This window comes from Variovorax sp. N23 (assembly GCF_025486315.1).
In the GTDB taxonomy this organism is placed as follows: Bacteria; Pseudomonadota; Gammaproteobacteria; order Burkholderiales; family Burkholderiaceae_C; genus Variovorax.
Map to the genome: position 1 here is coordinate 189284 of NZ_JAOOPY010000002.1, position 15667 is coordinate 204950.

A 15667-nucleotide genomic window follows, 5' to 3' on the forward strand; every position below is an offset into this window, starting at 1 on the left:
CGCCGCCGGTGCCCGTGCGTTGTTTCTCCGTCCCTCACCCCACGATCCATGAACTGGTCCCTTCCCCATCCGTCCGGCCGGCAGCCGGTGCTGGCGCGCAATGTCGTCGCGACCTCGCAGCCACTGGCCGCGCAAGCCGGTGCGGCCGCCTTCGCCCGCGGCGGCAACGCCATCGACGCCGCGCTGGCGGCGGCCATCACGCTCACCGTGGTCGAGCCGGTCATGAACGGCATCGGCGGCGACGGTTTCGCCCTGGTGTGGGACGGCACGCAGCTGCACGGCCTCAACGCCTCGGGCCGCTCGCCGGCCGGCTGGGACGCAGCGCGCTTCAAGGGCATGCGCACCATGCCGGCCCGCGGCTGGGACACGGTCACCGTGCCGGGCCAGGTGGCCGGCTGGGCCTCGCTGTCGGAGCGCTTCGGCGCGCTGCCCTTCGACGACCTGTTCGTCGATGCGATCCGCCACGCGCGCGACGGCTTCCCCGTGAGCCCGGTCATCGCCGGGCAGTGGGCCGAGTCCGTCCGCGACTTGCACACCTACCCCGGCTTCGAAGCCTTCATGCCGCGTGGCCGCGCGCCCGCCGTGGGCGAGGTCTGGCGCTTCGCGCAGCAGGCCGACACGCTCGAGGAGATCGCGCGCACCCGCGGCGCTTCCTTCTACACCGGCCGGCTGGCGAACGAGATCGCCGGCTTCGCGGCGTCGCATGGCGCGGCGCTGGGCCTGGCCGACCTCGCGGCGCACCGCAGCGAGTGGGTCGAGCCGATCCGCGTCGGCTTCCGCGGCCACCAGGTGCACGAGATCCCGCCGAACGGCCAGGGCATCGCCGCGCTGATGGCGCTCGGCATCCTCGAACACCTGCCCTACGAAGACACGGCCATCGGCTCCGCGGCGCGCATGCACCTCGAGATCGAAGCGATGCGCCTGGCCTTCGCCGACCTGCAGACCCACGTGGGCGACCCGGCGCACATGCGGCTCACGTCGGCGCAACTTCTCGACCCCGCCTACCTGCGCGAACGCGCGCGCCTGATCGACCCGAAGCGGGCCGGGCAGTACGCGGCCGGCGCACCGCCGGTGGGCGGCACCGTCTACCTGTGCACGGCCGACGCGGAGGGCCGGATGGTGTCGTACATCCAGTCGAACTACCGTGGCTTCGGCTCCGGCGTGGTGGTGCCGGGCACCGGCATCGCGCTGCACAACCGGGGCTCGGGTTTCGTCACGACGCCCGGCCATGTGAACGAGGTGGCGGGCAACAAGCGCCCTCAGCACAGCATCATCCCGGCCTTCCTGACCCGCGGCGATGAGCCCGCGATGGCCTTCGGCGTGATGGGCGGCAACATGCAGGCCCAGGGCCATGTGCAGATGGTGCTGCGGCACGTCGTCGAAGACCTCAACCCGCAGGCCTGCGCCGACGCGCCGCGCTGGCGCATCAACGACGCCGCGGCCCTGACCGTCGAGCCGACCGTCCCCGCCGCCGTCGTCGAAGGCCTGCAGGCCCTGGGCCACGCGCCCGAGAAGATGGCGCCGGGCAACCTGCTCTTCGGCTCCGCGCAGCTGGCGCAGCGCCTGCCAGCCGGTCCCGATGACGACGGCATCGTGTACGCGGCCGGCTCCGACCACCGGCGCGACGGGCAGGCTGTCGGTTACTGAGCGAGCGCGCTGACCGGCGCGCCGCATTGACGCCTTCTTTACGCCGCCGGCCGGAGGCTTTGCACCGTTTTGACGGGTGCTTCCCGACACTGGCTTCCTGTTCATTTCCAGCAGGAATGCCATGGCCTATGCCGCCTACCGGGAGCCTCCTGGTGCCACCTCTGTCGTCCGCGAGACGGCCTTCCACGTGCTCGATGTCACGGTCGCCTCGGTCGATGCCTGTCGCGTCCGCCGGGCGCTGGCGGCGTGCCAGGGGGTGGGCGTGCTGCGCTGCGAACCGCTGCTGCACGCCTCCGCGGCCTGCGCGCATGCCGTGCCGCGCGTGCGGCTCATGGTGCGTCTGCCGCTGTCGCGCTACGCCGAGGTGCTGCACGGCGTGCTGGCCTGCGTGCCGGACGGCGAGATCGGGCCGCTGACGAGCTGGCGCGCCCACCTTCAGCGTTGCGGGGTGGCTCATGGCGGGTGAACTGCTGCGTGTGCTGTGCGCTCTCGCGACCGTCTTCATCCCGCTGGCCATCGCTGGCGCGTCGGTGTACTGGCGCGCCCACCGTGCAAGGCGGCGGGGCCATGTCGGACGCCTCCTGCAACGTCGATCTACACCGTCCGGTCGCATCCGCTGAGGGGCCGAGGCACCGTCCCGGGGCGATCAGAAACCGATGGAGACATGGTGATGGCCAACGACTTTGAAACCCGCAGCCCCCGGGACACGGGGTGGATCAACCTGGGTGAGCCGCAGGAGGTCCGCTACTGGACCCGCGTGCTGGCCGTGACCGAGACGCGCCTGCGCGCGGCCGTGGGTGCCGCCGGCGATTCGACCCAGGCGGTGTGCCGTCATCTCGGCATCCCGCGCGTGGTGAGCCGCCCGGCAAGCGCGCTGCAGGAGGCCGAGCAGATCTGACGCGCGCCGGCGTGCGCGTTCGGCGGCCTGGGGCCGACGCGCAGGGTGGACGAGAATAGACGCTCGCCCGACTCGCTCCGACCCCATGCCCACGCCCGCCGAACCCGTCCGCCTCAACAAACGCATGGCCGAACTCGGCATCTGCTCGCGCCGCGAGGCCGACGACTGGATCGCGCAGGGCTGGGTGAAGGTCAACGGCAAGCCGGCGGAGATGGGCGTGAAGGTGACGCCCGCCGACAAGGTCGAGGTCGACAAGAAGGCCCACGGCCAGCAAGCCCAGCAGGTGACCATCCTGCTGCACAAGCCGATGGGCTACGTCAGCGGCCAGGCCGAGGACGGCCACGAGCCTGCGGTGATGCTCATCAACCCGCGCACGCACTGGCGCGAGGACACCAGCACGAACCGGTTCTCGCCGCCGCAGTTGCGCGGCCTGGCGCCGGCCGGGCGGCTGGACATCGATTCGGTCGGGCTGCTGGTGCTGACGCAAGACGGCCGCGTGGCACGCCAGCTCATCGGCGAGGACTCGGGCATCGAGAAGGAATACCTGGTGCGCGTGGCCTACCACGGCCCCGGCAAGCCCGCGCCCCTGGGGCAGCTGGTGCGCATCGACGACGACGATCCCGTCACGACCAATGTGCAGGCGGTCTTTCCGCCCGCCATGCTGGCCAGGCTGCGCCACGGCCTGAGCCTCGACGGCCAGCCGCTGAAGCCGGCGCGCGTCGACTGGCAGAACCCCGAGCAGTTGCGCTTCGTGCTGACCGAAGGCAAGAAGCGGCAGATCCGCCGCATGTGCGAGCAGGTCGGGCTCAAGGTGGTGGGCCTCAAGCGCATCCGCATCGGGCGCGTGGTGCTGGGCAACCTGCCGGCCGGGCAGTGGCGCTACCTGGGCGCGCACGAGAAGTTCTGACGGCGCCGGGCGCCGCCAGCGTTCACTCGTCCTTGAGCAGCACGTTGTAGATCAGCGCGCCGATCACGGCGCCGGCGATCGGTGCCACCCAGAACAGCCACAGCTCCGACACCGCGTACGACGGGCCGAACAAGGCCGGGCCGGTGCTGCGGGCCGGGTTGACCGAGGTGTTGGTCACCGGGATCGAGATCAGGTGGATCAGCGTGAGGCACAGACCGATCGCCAGGCCGCCGAAACCGGCCGCCGCGCGCTTGGCGGTCGCGCCGAGGATGACGATCAGGAAGACGGCGGTGAGCACGATCTCGGTGATGAGCGCCGCCACCATGTTGAACTTGCCGGGCGAGTGCTCGCCATAGCCGTTGGTGGCGAAGCCGCCGATCTCGGCGCCGGGCTTGCCGGTGGCGATCAGGTAGAGCACGCCTGCCGCCACGATGGCACCGAGCACCTGGGCGATGACGTAGCCCGGGAGCGCCGATGCCTTGAAGCGCCCGCCGACCACGAGCCCGACCGACACGGCCGGGTTGAAGTGCCCGCCCGAGATCGGGCCGAGCGCGTAGGCGCCGGTGAGCACCGTGAGCCCGAAGGCCAGGGCGACGCCGGCGAAGCCGATGCCCAGTTGCGGGAAGGCGGCGGCGAGCACCGCGCTCCCGCACCCGCCGAACGTGAGCCAGAAGGTGCCGATGAACTCGGCGGACCATTTCTTGATGTTGCTGTGTTCCATTTTTCCCATCCTCTGTGTTGTGTGTGTCATGAATGCCGGGCATGGCCCTGCGCGGCGGATTCTAAAAAGGGATGGCGCCTCTTTCCGCACCGGATTGCCCCATCCGGTATCTCTTCACGGTGCGACGGTTGAAAATAGCCGGCTCGACGCCACATCGCGATGGGGCGCCGCGCCCCGTTTCTTTTTTCGACCACAGAGAACCATGACTGCAACGACCAAACTCCCATTCCAGGCCGAAGTGGCCCAGCTGCTGCACCTCGTCACGCACTCGCTCTACTCGAACAAGGAAATCTTCCTGCGTGAACTGATTTCCAATGCCTCGGACGCCTGCGACAAGCTGCGCTTCGAAGGCATCGACAACCCTTCGCTCTACGAAGACGCGCCCAACCTGGAAGTGCGCGTGTCCTTCGACAAGACGGCCCGCACGCTCACCATCGCCGACAACGGCATCGGCCTGTCGAAGCAGGAAGCCATCGACAACCTGGGCACCATCGCCAAGAGCGGTACCAAGGACTTCATGAGCAAGCTGAGCGGCGACCAGAAGGCCGACGCCCAGCTCATCGGCCAGTTCGGCGTGGGCTTCTATTCGGGCTTCATCGTGGCCGACCGCATCACGGTCGAGTCGCGTCGCGCGGGCCTCCCGGCCGACCAGGGCGTGCGCTGGGCCAGCGGCGGCGCGGGCGACTTCGAGGTCGACGACATCGAACGCGCGCAGCGCGGCACCAGCGTCACGCTGCATCTGCGCGACGATGCCGAGGAATACCTCAACGCCTGGAAGCTCAAGCAGGTCATCGGCAAGTACTCCGACCACATCTCGCTCCCGATCCTGATGGAGAAGGAAGAGTGGAAGGAAGGCGAGAACGATCAGCCTGGCGACATGGTCAAGACCGGCGAATGGGAGCCGGTGAACAAGGCCAGCGCCCTGTGGACGCGGCCCAAGAAGGACATCAACGCCGAGCAGTACGCCGAGTTCTACAAGACCATCAGCCACGACTATGAAGACCCGCTCGCCTGGAGCCACAACCGGGTCGAGGGCAGCACCGAGTACACGCAGCTGCTCTACATCCCGGCCAAGGCGCCGATGGACCTGTGGAACCGCGAGAAGACGGCGGGCGTGAAGCTCTACGTCAAGCGTGTCTTCATCATGGACGACGCCGAGGCGCTGATGCCCGGCTACCTGCGCTTCGTCAAGGGCGTGATCGACTCGGCCGACCTGCCGCTCAACGTGAGCCGCGAACTGCTGCAGGAAAGCCGCGACGTGAAGGCGATCCGCGAGGGCAGCACCAAGCGCGTGCTGTCGATGCTGGAAGACCTGGCCAAAAAACAGAAGGCCGCCGCCGACAGCGCGGCCGGCAAGATCGACGTGGGCTCCGGCGAATCGGTGCCGGCACCCGAGCCGACCGAGGTCACCGACGTGGTGGACAAGAACGACGCCGTGCCGGCTGCCGAAGCGGCCGCCGAGTTCGCGGGTGACGAGGACGCGGGCAAGTACGCCAAGTTCTATGCCGAGTTCGGCGCCGTGCTCAAGGAAGGCCTGGGCGAGGACTTCGGCAACCGCGAGCGCATCGCCAAGCTGCTGCGCTTCGCCTCGACCACCACCGACACGGTCAGCGTGGGCTTCGCCGACTACAAGGCGCGCATGAAGGACGGCCAGGAGGCCATCTACTACATCACCGCCGATTCGCTGGCCGCCGCCAAGAACAGCCCGCAGCTCGAGCTCTTCAAGAAGAAGGGCATCGAGGTGCTGCTGATGACCGACCGCGTCGACGAATGGGCGCTGAACTACCTGCAGGATTTCGACGGCACGCCGCTGCAGAGCGTGGCCAAGGGCGCGGTCGACCTGGGCACGCTGCAGGACGAGGCCGAGAAGAAGGCCGCGGAGGAAGCGGCCGAGACCTTCAAGCCGGTGCTCGAGAAGCTGAAGGAAGCGCTCAAGGACAAGGCCGAGGACGTGCGCGTGACCACGCGCCTGGTCGATTCGCCCGCTTGCCTGGTGGTGCAGGACGGCGGCATGAGCACGCAGCTGGCGCGCATGCTCAAGCAGGCAGGCCAGCCGGCACCGGAACTCAAGCCGGTGCTCGAGGTCAATGCCGAGCACCCGCTGGTGAAAAAGCTGGAGGGTTCGGCACATTTCGAGGACCTGGCGAACATCCTGTTCGACCAGGCCTTGCTGGCCGAAGGCGGCCTGCCGGAAGATCCGGCCGCCTACGTGCGGCGCGTCAACGCGCTGCTGGTCTGAGCGAAGCGGCCGGTCGGCCGCTTCGATGGCACATCACCAGGGAGCGACCGACACCATGACAAAGAACCACCGCCTTTCCTCCTCTCTCGCCGCCGCCTCGCGTGGCGGCGTTTTCCTGGCCGTGCTGGCCCTGGCGGGCTGCGCCTCCGGCGGCACCGGCGTCGGCGTGGGCCTCGGCATCCCGCTGTTCCCGGGGCTGTCGCTCGGCGTGGGCGTCGGCTCGGGCGGGCCGAGCGTCGGTCTCGGCACCGGCTGGGGCCCGGTCGGTGCAGGCGTCGGTGTGAACACCAGCGGGCAGGTCTATGGCGGTGCGGGCGTGGGGGCCAGCACCGGCGTGGGCGGCGGCGCTTCGGTGGGCGTGGGCGTCGGGCAGAGCGTGCTGCTGCACGACCCGAACGCAGCGCCGGCCGCGCCCGTTCCTCCGCCGGCGCCTGTCCTGCCCTGAGCGGCGGCGTCTCGCGCGGCCGGACGGTCGGCCGACCTGAATGCGGTGTTCTTTTGCCGAAACGTCCATGTCATGGACGTTCTCGGGGTCTTCCCTCTCTCAACCGCCGCTGCGGCCACCTCTGCGCCGGGCGAGTTCGGCGGCCTGCGCGCCGATCAGCGCGGCGCGTTCCTTCATGTGCGCGACCACGGTGGGCACGCGTTCGTCGGGCAGGCGCTCGGTGATGGTCGCGATGGCCAGGCCGGCGACGGTGCGGCCATCGGCCACGCACACCGGCACGGCCACGGCCCGCGAGCCGGGCACCACCCCCACCGGTGCGTAGGCATAGCCTTGGGCGCGAGTCCGCGCCGCGCGCTCCAGCAGTTCGGCCGGGTCGACGTGCAACGTCTGCAGCCGGCGCGCATTGCGCCGCACCACCTCGTCGGCTTCCTCGGCCGGCAACGCGGCGAGCAGCACCAGGCCGCTCACGCCCACGCCGAGCGGCCGCCGCGCGCCGACCTCGATCGACAGCACCTTCACCGGAAAGCTGCCGGGCCGGCGGTCGATGCAGACCGAGTCGGCACCGTTGCGGATGGTGAGGAAGGCGGTGTCGCCGAGGATCTCGCTGAGGTGGCGCAGGTGCGGTTCGGCGATCGCGCGGATCGGGAAGCGCGTCGAGCGCGCGAGCCCGAGCAGCGAGACCTCGCCGCCGATCAGGTAGCGGCGCGTGGCCGGGTCCTGCTCGACGGCGCCTTCTTCCACCAGCACGCGCAGGATGCGGTGCACCGTCGGGCGGTTCAGGCCGGTGTGGCTCACCACGTCGGTCAGGCGCACGCCGCGCTCCTGGCCGGTGGCGAGCACGCGCAGCACCGCGAGCGCGCGGCGCACGCTCTGGGCGCCCGCGGTGGCGGCCGTGTCCTTATCCGCCGCTGCCGCCATCCATCACCGTCTTGGCCGTCTGCTGCATGCCGCGCAGCGTGACGATGCGGCCCAGCGTCGCGTAGTTCGGCCCGCCGATGCGGCACACCGGGTCGAGGGCGAGGGTGTCGACCTTGCCGTCGTGCAGCAGCCCGTCGCGCAGATGGAAGGCCGTGACCTCGCCGACGATGAACTCGGCGCCGGTCTCGCCGAAGGCGATCACGCGCTCCAGCCGGCACTCCATGCTGACCGGCGCGTCGGCCAGGCGCGGCACGCGCACCGTCCGGCAGGGCAAGGTGCCCAGGCCGAGCAGCTCGGTCTCGCTCACGTCGGGTGCGTGCTCGGCGCTGCTCTCGTGGATGGCGACCATCTGCGAGGCGTCGCCGATGTTGACGACGAACTCACCCATCGCGTGGATGTTGGCGCCGGTGTCCTTGCGCTGGCCGGCCTTGCGCCCGATGTTCACGCCCAGCATCGGCGGCTTGTTCGACACGAAGGTGAAGCAGGAGAAGGGCGCGAGGTTGACCACGCCGGCGTCCGACACCGTGGTGATCCAGGCGATCGGGCGCGGCACGACGATGCCGCTCATCAGGCGGTAGGTGGCTTCGGGCGATAGGTCGCCGGCATCGAGAAACATGGCAGGGCCTTCCGTGGTGGCTGAGCCTCGATTGTCGGGAGCGCTCCGCTGGCGGCGCCGGTGCGCTTTCGCAAAACGTCCATCATACGGAACACTCTGGACTTATTGCATTGCAGCATCCGACCCGGGGTTCTTAGAGTGGACCAGTCGCCGATGAACCGCAGCCACTTGCGATGTCGGTACCAGAGCAGGAGACATGTTTTGAGAAATGCCATCGCCACCTTCGCCGTTGCCACGTGCGCCGCCCTCGCCGTTCTGCCCGCCGCCGCGCAGGGCAGCTGGCCCGACAAACCCGTGAAGCTCGTGCTGCCCTACCCACCCGGCGGCAACGTCGACGGCGCCGCCCGCATCATCAGCGAGCAACTGCAGGCCACCTTCAAGCAGCCCTTCCTGGTCGAGAACCGCCCCGGCGCCGGCGGCATGATCGCCGGTGAATACGTCGCCAAGTCCACGCCGGACGGCTACACCTTCTTCATGGGTGCGAACGGGCCGATCCTGTTCTCGCCGACCATCTTCAAGCGCAACGCCTACGACTGGAAGAAGGACTTCGCGCCGGTCAGCTCGGTGTCGTTCACGCCGCTGGTGCTGCAGGTGAACGCCGGCACGCCGTACAAGACGATGGGGGAATTCATCGCCGCCGCCAAGAAGTCGGGCAACGCCCTGACCATGGCGTCGCCCGGTGCCGGCACCACCAACCACCTGGTGAGCGAGTACCTGCAAAAAGAGAGCGGGGCCAAGTGGCTGACCGTTCACTACAAGGGCAACGCGCCGGCGACCACCGACCTGCTGGGCGGACAGGTGCAGTTCAACTTCGACCAGCTCTCGGTCGCGCAACCGTTCATCCAGCAAGGCCGCACGCGCGCGCTCGCCGTGACGTCGGCCCGTCGCGTGCCGTTGCTGCCGGACGTGCCCACGCTTCAGGAGGCGGGCTTCAAGGGGTTCGAGGCCGAGACCTTCACGGGCATCCTGGCGCCGACCGGCACCCCGCCGGACATCCTGGCGCGCTTCTCCGAGGCGTTGCAGAAGATCCTGGCCGACAAGGCCGTGCAGGCCAAGTTCGAGACGCTGGGCGCCGAAGCCCGCGGCAGCACGCCCAAGCAGTTCACCCAGTTCCTGACGAAGGAAGACGCGCGGTGGATGCCGATCATCAAGCAAGCCAACATCTCCGCCGAATGAGCACCGTCACCTCGCCCCTGGGGCGCACCGCGCCTGCCGCCCGCACCAGCGTCTACGTCGAGGGCTTCAGCCACAAGAACCCGATCCCGGCCGGCTGCCGCGTCGGTCCGCTGCTCGAGAGCGGCAGCATCCAGGGCAACGACCCGGCCACGGGCAAGCCCGCCGAGACCATCGAGGCGCAGTGCCGCTTCATGCTCGACAACGTGCGCCGCATCGTCGAGGCCGCGGGCGGCGGCACGCAGGACATCGTGAAGCTCACCGTCTGGATGAAGGACCGCAGCCAGCGCCCCGCGCTCAACGTGCCCTGGCTCGAGATGTTCCCCGATGCCGCCTCGCGGCCCGCGCGCCACGCGATCATCGCGCCCGAGCTCGACATGGGGAAGCTGATCGAGTGCAGCTTCACCGCCTGGATCGCCTGATCCTTCCCATTGCCACCCCGCCCATGCCCGACTACCTTCCCTTCGATCCGAATCCGCGCGCGCCGAACCCGCTGCCGCCGCCCCTGTCCTGCGACAGCCAGTTCCACGTCTTCGGTCCGCGGGAGCGCTACCCCGTGCGACCCAACGCGGCCTACGAGATGCCGAGCGCGACCTGGCAGGTCGCTCAAAAGCTCCACGCCACGCTCGGCATCGAGCGCGGGGTGATCGTCCAGGCCACGACCTACGGCGCCGACCACACGGTGGTGCTCGATGCGCTCGAGGGCCTCAACGCCGGCGGCCCGCGCCGCTACATGGCCTGCGCCAACGCGGCGGTGCTGACCGAGCGCGACGACGCCTACCTGCACAAGCTGCATGACGCCGGCGTGCGCGGTGCGCGCTTTACGCGCGGCGGCCTCGGCATCAGCCTGACGGCGGCCGAGCAGGCGCGCGCCTTCGCCCGCGTCAAGGAACTGGGCTGGTACGTCAAGGTGCAGCCCGAGCCGAACGGTATCGCCGAGCAGCTGGCCGCCTTCGAATCGCTCGACGTGCCGGTGCTGCTCGACCACATGGGCCGTGCCGACCCCTCGCGCGGCGACGCCGACCCGAGCCTGGTGCGCATCCTCGAACTGTTCCAGCGCGGCAACTTCTGGGTGATGCTCTCGCTGTCCGAGAAGATCTCGAAGGCCGGCGCGCCGTGGGACGACGTGGTGCCGCTGGCGCAGCGCCTGATCGACGCCGCGCCCGAGCGCTGCGTGTGGGGCAGCGACTGGCCGCACCCGGTGTCGGTCAAGCAGCCGCCCAACGAAGGCGCGCTGCTCGAACTGCTCTACCGCTTCGCCCCCGACGCCGCCACGCGGCAGAAGATCCTCGTCGACAACCCCGCCCGCTTCTTCGGATTCGAGACGCCATGAAACTCATCAGCTACCTCCACGGCGGGGCCTCGCACTGGGGCTGCGTTATCGACAACAGAAACGGCGACGGTGTCGTCGACCTCGGCCGCCGCCTGCCGGCCTTCGCGTCGGTCGCTGCGCTGCTCGAAGGCGGCGACGCCGCGCTGGCACAGGCCCGTGCCGCCGCCGAGGGCGCCGCACCCGACCACGCGCTGGTCGATGTGCGCGTCGAGACGCCCATCGCGCGGCCGCGCCGCATCTTCTGCATCGGCGTGAACTACGCGCATCGCAACGCCGAGTACAAGGACGGCAGCGACCTGCCCAAGTACCCGAGCATCTTCATGCGCGTGGCCGAGTCCTTCGTCGGCCACGGCGAGCCGCTGCTGCAGCCGCTCGAATCGACACAGCTCGACTACGAGGGTGAAATCGCCATCGTCATCGGCCGCCGCGCGCGCCGCGTGAAGGGCGACGACGCGCTGGCCTGCATCGCTGGCCTCACCTGCATGAACGAAGGCACCATCCGCGACTGGGTGCACCACGCCAAGTTCAACGTGACGCAGGGCAAGAACTGGAATGCGTCCGGCGCCATCGGTCCGTGGATCGTCACCGCCGATGAATTCCCGAAGGGCTACGACGCGCTGCGTGTGCAGACGCGCGTCAACGGGGAGACGCGGCAGGACGACACCACGGCGAACCTGATGTTCGACTTTGCCTACCTCGTCGGCTACCTCTCGACCTTCACCACGCTGGAGCCGGGCGACATCATCGCGACGGGCACGCCGATCGGCGCCGGCATCCGCTTCGATCCGCCGAAGTTCCTGCAGCCGGGCGACGTGGTCGAGGTCGAGGTGAGCGGCGTGGGCGTGCTGCGCAATGTCGTGAAGGCCGAAGAGGTGGCAGCATGAGCCTGGACCAGACCACCCTGGCCCAGGCCGCCGAGCGGCTGGAAGAAGCCGAGCGCACGCGCGTCGCCTGCCGGCAGTTCTCGCTCGACTACCCCGACATGACGATCGACGACGCCTACGCGATCCAGCACGCCTGGATGCAGCTCAAGCTGCGCAACGGCCGCATGGTCAAGGGCCACAAGATCGGCCTCACGTCGAAGGCGATGCAGCGGGCGGTGAACATCGCCGAGCCCGACTACGGCACGCTGCTCGACGACATGTTCTACCGCGATGGCGCGGTGATCCCGTCGGAGCGCTTCCTGCAACTGAAGATCGAGGCCGAGCTGGCCTTCGTGCTCGCCAGGCCGCTGTCGGGCCCCGACTGCACGCTGTTCGACGTGCTCGACGCCACGGCGTACGTCACGCCCGCGCTGGAGATCCTCGATGCGCGCATCCAGCGCATCGACCCCGAGACGAAGCGCACGCGCAACGTGTTCGACACCATCTCCGACAACGCGGCCAACGCGGCGCTGGTGCTGGGCGGGCGGCCCTTCAAGCCGGCGGTGATCGATGCCGACATGCGGCGCATCGGCGCCATCGTCAGCCGCAACGGCGAGGTCGAGGAGACGGGGCTGGCGGCCGGTGTGCTCAACCACCCGGGCTACGGTGTGGCGTGGCTGGCCAACCGGCTGCACCGCTTCGGCGTCACGCTGCAGCCGGGGCAGGTCATCCTCGCGGGCTCGTTCATCCGGCCGATCGAGGTCGGCAAGGGCGACACCGTCGTGGCCGACTACGGCGAGTTCGGCACCGTGTCCTGCCACTTCGGTTGAGCGCCGTGTGGCCGGCGCGCTCCGATCACTTCAGGAGCGCGCATGCTTGCCTGCGGTACTACGCGTACAGTGGCTCCTCGTCCATCGACTCGCACTGGTCCTGCAGCATCTGGATCTGGCCCTTCCAGTAGTCGCTGGTGCCGAACCACGGGAAGTTGATCGGGAAGATCGGGTCTTCCCAGCGGCGCGCCAGCCAGGCGCTGTAGTGGATGAGGCGCAGCGTGCGCAGCGGCTCGATCAGCGCGAGTTCGCGGCGGTCGAAGGACCGGAACTGCTCGTAGCCGTCGAGCAGGCCGCTCAGCTGGCCGGTGCGCTGGGCGCGGTCGCCTGACAGCAGCATCCACAGGTCCTGCACCGCGAAGCCGGTGCGCGCATCGTCCAGGTCGACGAAATGCGGGCCGCCGTCGGGCCGGTCGGTCGGCGTCCACAGGATGTTGCCGGGGTGCACGTCGCCATGCAGGCGCAGCTTGCGCAGTGTCGCGTCGGCGGAGGTGGGCGACAGCGCCGTGGCGGCGATGCGGTCGAGCGCCTCGTTGCAGGCCTTTTCCCAGTCGCGCTGCACGTCGAGCGGAATCTTCTCGTTGCCCAGCAGCCAGTCGCGCGAGGCGATGCCGAAGGTCTGCAGGTCGAGCGGCGGGCGCGCGGCGAAGGGCCGGGCCGCGCCGATGGTGTGGATGCGCGCCAGAAAGCGGCCGATCCATTCGAGCACCTCGAAGTCGTCCAGCTCCGGCGAGCGTCCGCCGCGGTAGGGGCTCACGCTGAAGGCGAAGCCGTCGTGGTGATGCAGCGTGCTGCCATGCACCTCGATCGGCGGCACGGCGGGCACGTCGGCGGCCGCGAGTTCGAGCGAGAAGGCGTGCTCTTCCAGGATCTCGGGCGTGCTCCAGCGCTCGGGCCGGTAGAACTTGACCACCACCGACGGGTGTGCCGCGGGCTGGTCGAGGAAGACCTGGTAGACCCGGTTCTCGTAGGAATTGAGGGCGGTGAGCCGCCCGTCGCCGTGCAGGTCGAGCGTGGCCAGCGCGTCGAGCACCACGTCGGGCGTGAGGCTCTCGTAGGGATGGGTGTTCGCCGGCGCGCTGGAAAGTGTCATGGGGCGATTGTCGGCCGGTACCGCACCGCATGGTGCAATGGCAAAAAGGGCAGCACGGCCATCGGCCGTGCTGCCCTTCGTGGGTGGCGTCGATCAGGCGATCGTGATGTCCACGTCGATGTTGCCGCGGGTGGCGTTCGAGTACGGGCACACCTGGTGCGCGGTGTCGACCAGCTTCTGCTTCTGCTCGGCGTCGAGGCCGGGCAGGCTGATGGCCAGCTGCACGCTGATGCCGTAGGCCGCACCGCCGTTGGTCGGGCCGAGCGAGACCTTGGAGTCGATCGCGACGTCGTCCGGCACCTTCACGCCGACCTTGGGGCCGACGGCCTTCATCGCGCCGATGAAGCAGGCGGCGTAGCCGACCGCGAACAGCTGCTCGGGGTTGGTGCCCGGCTTGCCCGAACCGGGCGAGCTCAGCTTGACGTCGATGGCGCCGTCGCTGCTCTTGCCGGCGCCGTCGCGGCCGCCCACGGTGTGGGCTTCGGCGGTGTAGAGAACCTTGTCGAGTTTGGTGGTCATGGTCGTTCCTTGGGAGTGGAGGGAAGTGAAATGCCTTCGGTGAGGCGGAGAAAAATCGTCAGGCGGCCCGCACGCGGTCGCGCAGGGTCTGCAGCTGCTGCGTGAGGCCGGCGAGTTCGTCGAACGAACACTGGCTCGCGGCGAGCAGGCAGGCCGGCACATCGGCGGCACGGGCCTTGAGCTTGCGCCCGGCGGGCGTGAGCGTGATGTGCACGCGGCGCTCGTCGGCCACGTCGCGCAGCCGCGAGACCAGGCCGTTCGCCTCGAGCCGCTTGAGCAGCGGCGTCAGCGTGCCGGAGTCGAGCGACAGGCGCTCGCCGAGTTCCGACACCGTCGGGCCATCGATTTCCCACAGGGCCAGCATCACGAGGTACTGGGGGTAGGTGAGCGACAGCTTCTCGAGCAGCGGCTTGTAGAGCCGCGTCATGGCGAGGGAGGCGGAGTACACGGCGAAGCACAGCTGGTTGTCCAGTTTGAGCAGTTCGTCGGGGGTGGGTGCGGAGCGCATGGAGCGAATGATAGCGAGCAATTAAATTGCGTGCAATTGATATGCGGCCAATGACCCTGCACGGGTCAGGGTCGGGAAGGCTTCAGTGGCCGGTGAAGCGGGCGGGCCGGCGCTCGACGAAGGCGCGCACGCCCTCGGCCGCATCGTCGCTGCGGGCCAGACGCTGCTGCGTCTCGATGAACTCGGCCATCGCGGCCAACGGCCCGTGTTCGACCGCACGCAGCGTGTTCAGGCGGGTCGCGACGACGGCGAGCGGCGCCTGTGCGGCGATGCGCTGCGCGATGGCGAGCGCGGCGTCGAGTTCTTCGCCGGCACGCACCACCTTCTGGACGAAGTGCAGGCGCAGCGCCTCGGCGCTGTCGAACTCGTCCGCCGTCAGCAGGTGCAGCATCGCGTTGCCGAGCCCGGCGCGCTCGGCCATGCGCAGCGTGGCGCCGCCGGTGGCCATGATCCCGCGCTGCACCTCGAGCTGCGAGAAGCGGCAGTCGTCCGCCGCGACCACGATGTCCGCTGCCAGCATCAGCTCGATGCCCACCGTGAAGCAGATGCCCTTGACCGCCACCACCATCGGCTTGGCGCGGCGCCGGTAGCCGGGCGTGCCGAGGTCGTTGGGTTCGACCAGCCCCTGCGGATAGGCCTTCTCGCCGCGCTTCATCAGCTCGCTGAACGACGGCAGGTCGAGCCCGGCGGTGAAGTGGTCGCCCAGCGCGTGCAGCACGCCCACGCGCAAGGCCGGATCGTCGTCGAGTCGCGTGTAGGCCTCGGCCAGCTCGCGGAACATGCGCGGCGTCCAGCCGTTGCGCTTGGCGGGGCGGTTGATGCCGATCAGCAGTACGTGGTCGAGCACCTGGGTGTCGATGCAGCCTTCGGGCGGGGGCGTGGTGGCGGAATGGATCATCGGTTGTCTCCGTTGTTGTTCTGTCGCGCCGGGAAGCGGGCGGATGTGCCCGCACGGCA

General features: G+C 69.4%; 18 protein-coding genes. 11 read left to right on the plus strand and 7 right to left on the minus strand.

Going from position 1 to position 15667, the window contains the following annotated elements:
* The first annotated feature begins 48 nt into the window (after positions 1–48).
* From N8A90_RS03845 to N8A90_RS03860, 4 genes are all read left to right on the plus strand, one after another.
* Positions 49–1647 (plus strand): gamma-glutamyltransferase family protein, encoded by a 1599-nt coding sequence (locus tag N8A90_RS03845; protein ID WP_262073328.1) that lies wholly within the window; start codon positions 49–51, stop codon positions 1645–1647.
* Positions 1648–1768: 121 nt separating this feature from the next.
* Entirely contained in the window at positions 1769–2113 is a 345-nt protein-coding gene (locus N8A90_RS03850) for a hypothetical protein (RefSeq protein WP_262073329.1), read from the plus strand.
* A gap of 204 nt (positions 2114–2317) precedes the next feature.
* Complete coding sequence (locus N8A90_RS03855; RefSeq protein WP_262073330.1) at positions 2318–2545, plus strand: DUF3606 domain-containing protein; 228 nt, start codon at positions 2318–2320, stop codon at positions 2543–2545.
* A gap of 85 nt (positions 2546–2630) precedes the next feature.
* On the plus strand, positions 2631–3452 hold the full coding sequence (locus tag N8A90_RS03860) for a pseudouridine synthase (RefSeq protein WP_262073331.1): 822 nt from the start codon (positions 2631–2633) through the stop codon (positions 3450–3452).
* Between the two features lie 22 nt (positions 3453–3474).
* Here N8A90_RS03860 and aqpZ read toward each other — a convergent pair whose 3' ends face one another.
* A complete protein-coding gene (gene aqpZ / locus N8A90_RS03865) occupies positions 3475–4173 on the minus strand; it encodes an aquaporin Z (protein ID WP_262073332.1) in 699 nt (232 codons plus the stop codon).
* A 202-nt stretch (positions 4174–4375) separates the two neighbouring features.
* Between aqpZ and htpG the strand changes: the two genes are divergently transcribed.
* Together htpG and N8A90_RS03875 are read left to right on the plus strand one after the other, a co-directional pair.
* Positions 4376–6412 carry a molecular chaperone HtpG gene (htpG, locus tag N8A90_RS03870; protein ID WP_262073333.1) on the plus strand — a complete coding sequence of 679 codons (2037 nt, stop codon included), beginning with the start codon at positions 4376–4378 and terminating at the stop codon, positions 6410–6412.
* 55 nt (positions 6413–6467) lie between these two features.
* Positions 6468–6857: a hypothetical protein gene (locus N8A90_RS03875; protein WP_262073334.1), complete on the plus strand. Its 390-nt coding sequence runs from the start codon at positions 6468–6470 to the stop codon at positions 6855–6857.
* A 99-nt stretch (positions 6858–6956) separates the two neighbouring features.
* Here the strand turns inward: N8A90_RS03875 and N8A90_RS03880 are convergent, their stop codons facing one another.
* On the minus strand, positions 6957–7775 hold the full coding sequence (locus N8A90_RS03880) for an IclR family transcriptional regulator (RefSeq protein ID WP_262073335.1): 819 nt from the start codon (positions 7773–7775) through the stop codon (positions 6957–6959).
* Entirely contained in the window at positions 7756–8391 is a 636-nt protein-coding gene (locus N8A90_RS03885; protein ID WP_262073336.1) for a flavin reductase family protein, read from the minus strand. Before N8A90_RS03885 ends, N8A90_RS03880 begins: the two co-directional genes overlap by 20 nt.
* Positions 8392–8592: 201 nt before the next feature.
* On the opposite strand from N8A90_RS03885, the gene N8A90_RS03890 reads away from it, so the two are divergent.
* From N8A90_RS03890 to hpaH, 5 genes are read left to right on the plus strand one after another with little or no spacing between them, the layout of a single operon-like run.
* Positions 8593–9567, plus strand: a complete 975-nt coding sequence (locus N8A90_RS03890) for a Bug family tripartite tricarboxylate transporter substrate binding protein (protein WP_262073337.1) — start codon at positions 8593–8595, stop codon at positions 9565–9567.
* Positions 9564–9986 carry a RidA family protein gene (locus N8A90_RS03895; protein WP_262073338.1) on the plus strand — a complete coding sequence of 141 codons (423 nt, stop codon included), beginning with the start codon at positions 9564–9566 and terminating at the stop codon, positions 9984–9986. The genes N8A90_RS03890 and N8A90_RS03895 overlap by 4 nt, the downstream gene beginning before the upstream one ends.
* A 23-nt stretch (positions 9987–10009) precedes the next feature.
* Entirely contained in the window at positions 10010–10897 is an 888-nt protein-coding gene (locus tag N8A90_RS03900) for an amidohydrolase family protein (RefSeq protein WP_262073339.1), read from the plus strand.
* Entirely contained in the window at positions 10894–11781 is an 888-nt protein-coding gene (locus N8A90_RS03905) for a fumarylacetoacetate hydrolase family protein (protein ID WP_262073340.1), read from the plus strand. Before N8A90_RS03900 ends, N8A90_RS03905 begins: the two co-directional genes overlap by 4 nt.
* Entirely contained in the window at positions 11778–12590 is an 813-nt protein-coding gene (gene hpaH, locus N8A90_RS03910; RefSeq protein WP_262073341.1) for a 2-oxo-hept-4-ene-1,7-dioate hydratase, read from the plus strand. The genes N8A90_RS03905 and hpaH overlap by 4 nt, the downstream gene beginning before the upstream one ends.
* A gap of 58 nt (positions 12591–12648) precedes the next feature.
* On the opposite strand, the gene N8A90_RS03915 is transcribed toward hpaH, so the two are convergent.
* The 4 genes from N8A90_RS03915 to N8A90_RS03930 all read right to left on the minus strand — a co-directional run bounded on the left by N8A90_RS03915 (position 12649) and on the right by N8A90_RS03930 (position 15608).
* The gene (locus tag N8A90_RS03915; protein WP_262073342.1) at positions 12649–13683 is read right to left on the minus strand and encodes a serine/threonine protein kinase; all 1035 of its coding nucleotides are present in this window, start codon (positions 13681–13683) and stop codon (positions 12649–12651) included.
* A 93-nt stretch (positions 13684–13776) separates the two neighbouring features.
* Positions 13777–14202 (minus strand): organic hydroperoxide resistance protein, encoded by a 426-nt coding sequence (locus tag N8A90_RS03920; RefSeq protein WP_262073343.1) that lies wholly within the window; start codon positions 14200–14202, stop codon positions 13777–13779.
* A gap of 58 nt (positions 14203–14260) precedes the next feature.
* Entirely contained in the window at positions 14261–14710 is a 450-nt protein-coding gene (locus tag N8A90_RS03925) for a MarR family winged helix-turn-helix transcriptional regulator (RefSeq protein ID WP_262073344.1), read from the minus strand.
* Between the two features lie 82 nt (positions 14711–14792).
* On the minus strand, positions 14793–15608 hold the full coding sequence (locus N8A90_RS03930; protein WP_262073345.1) for a crotonase/enoyl-CoA hydratase family protein: 816 nt from the start codon (positions 15606–15608) through the stop codon (positions 14793–14795).
* Positions 15609–15667: the final 59 nt, after the last annotated feature.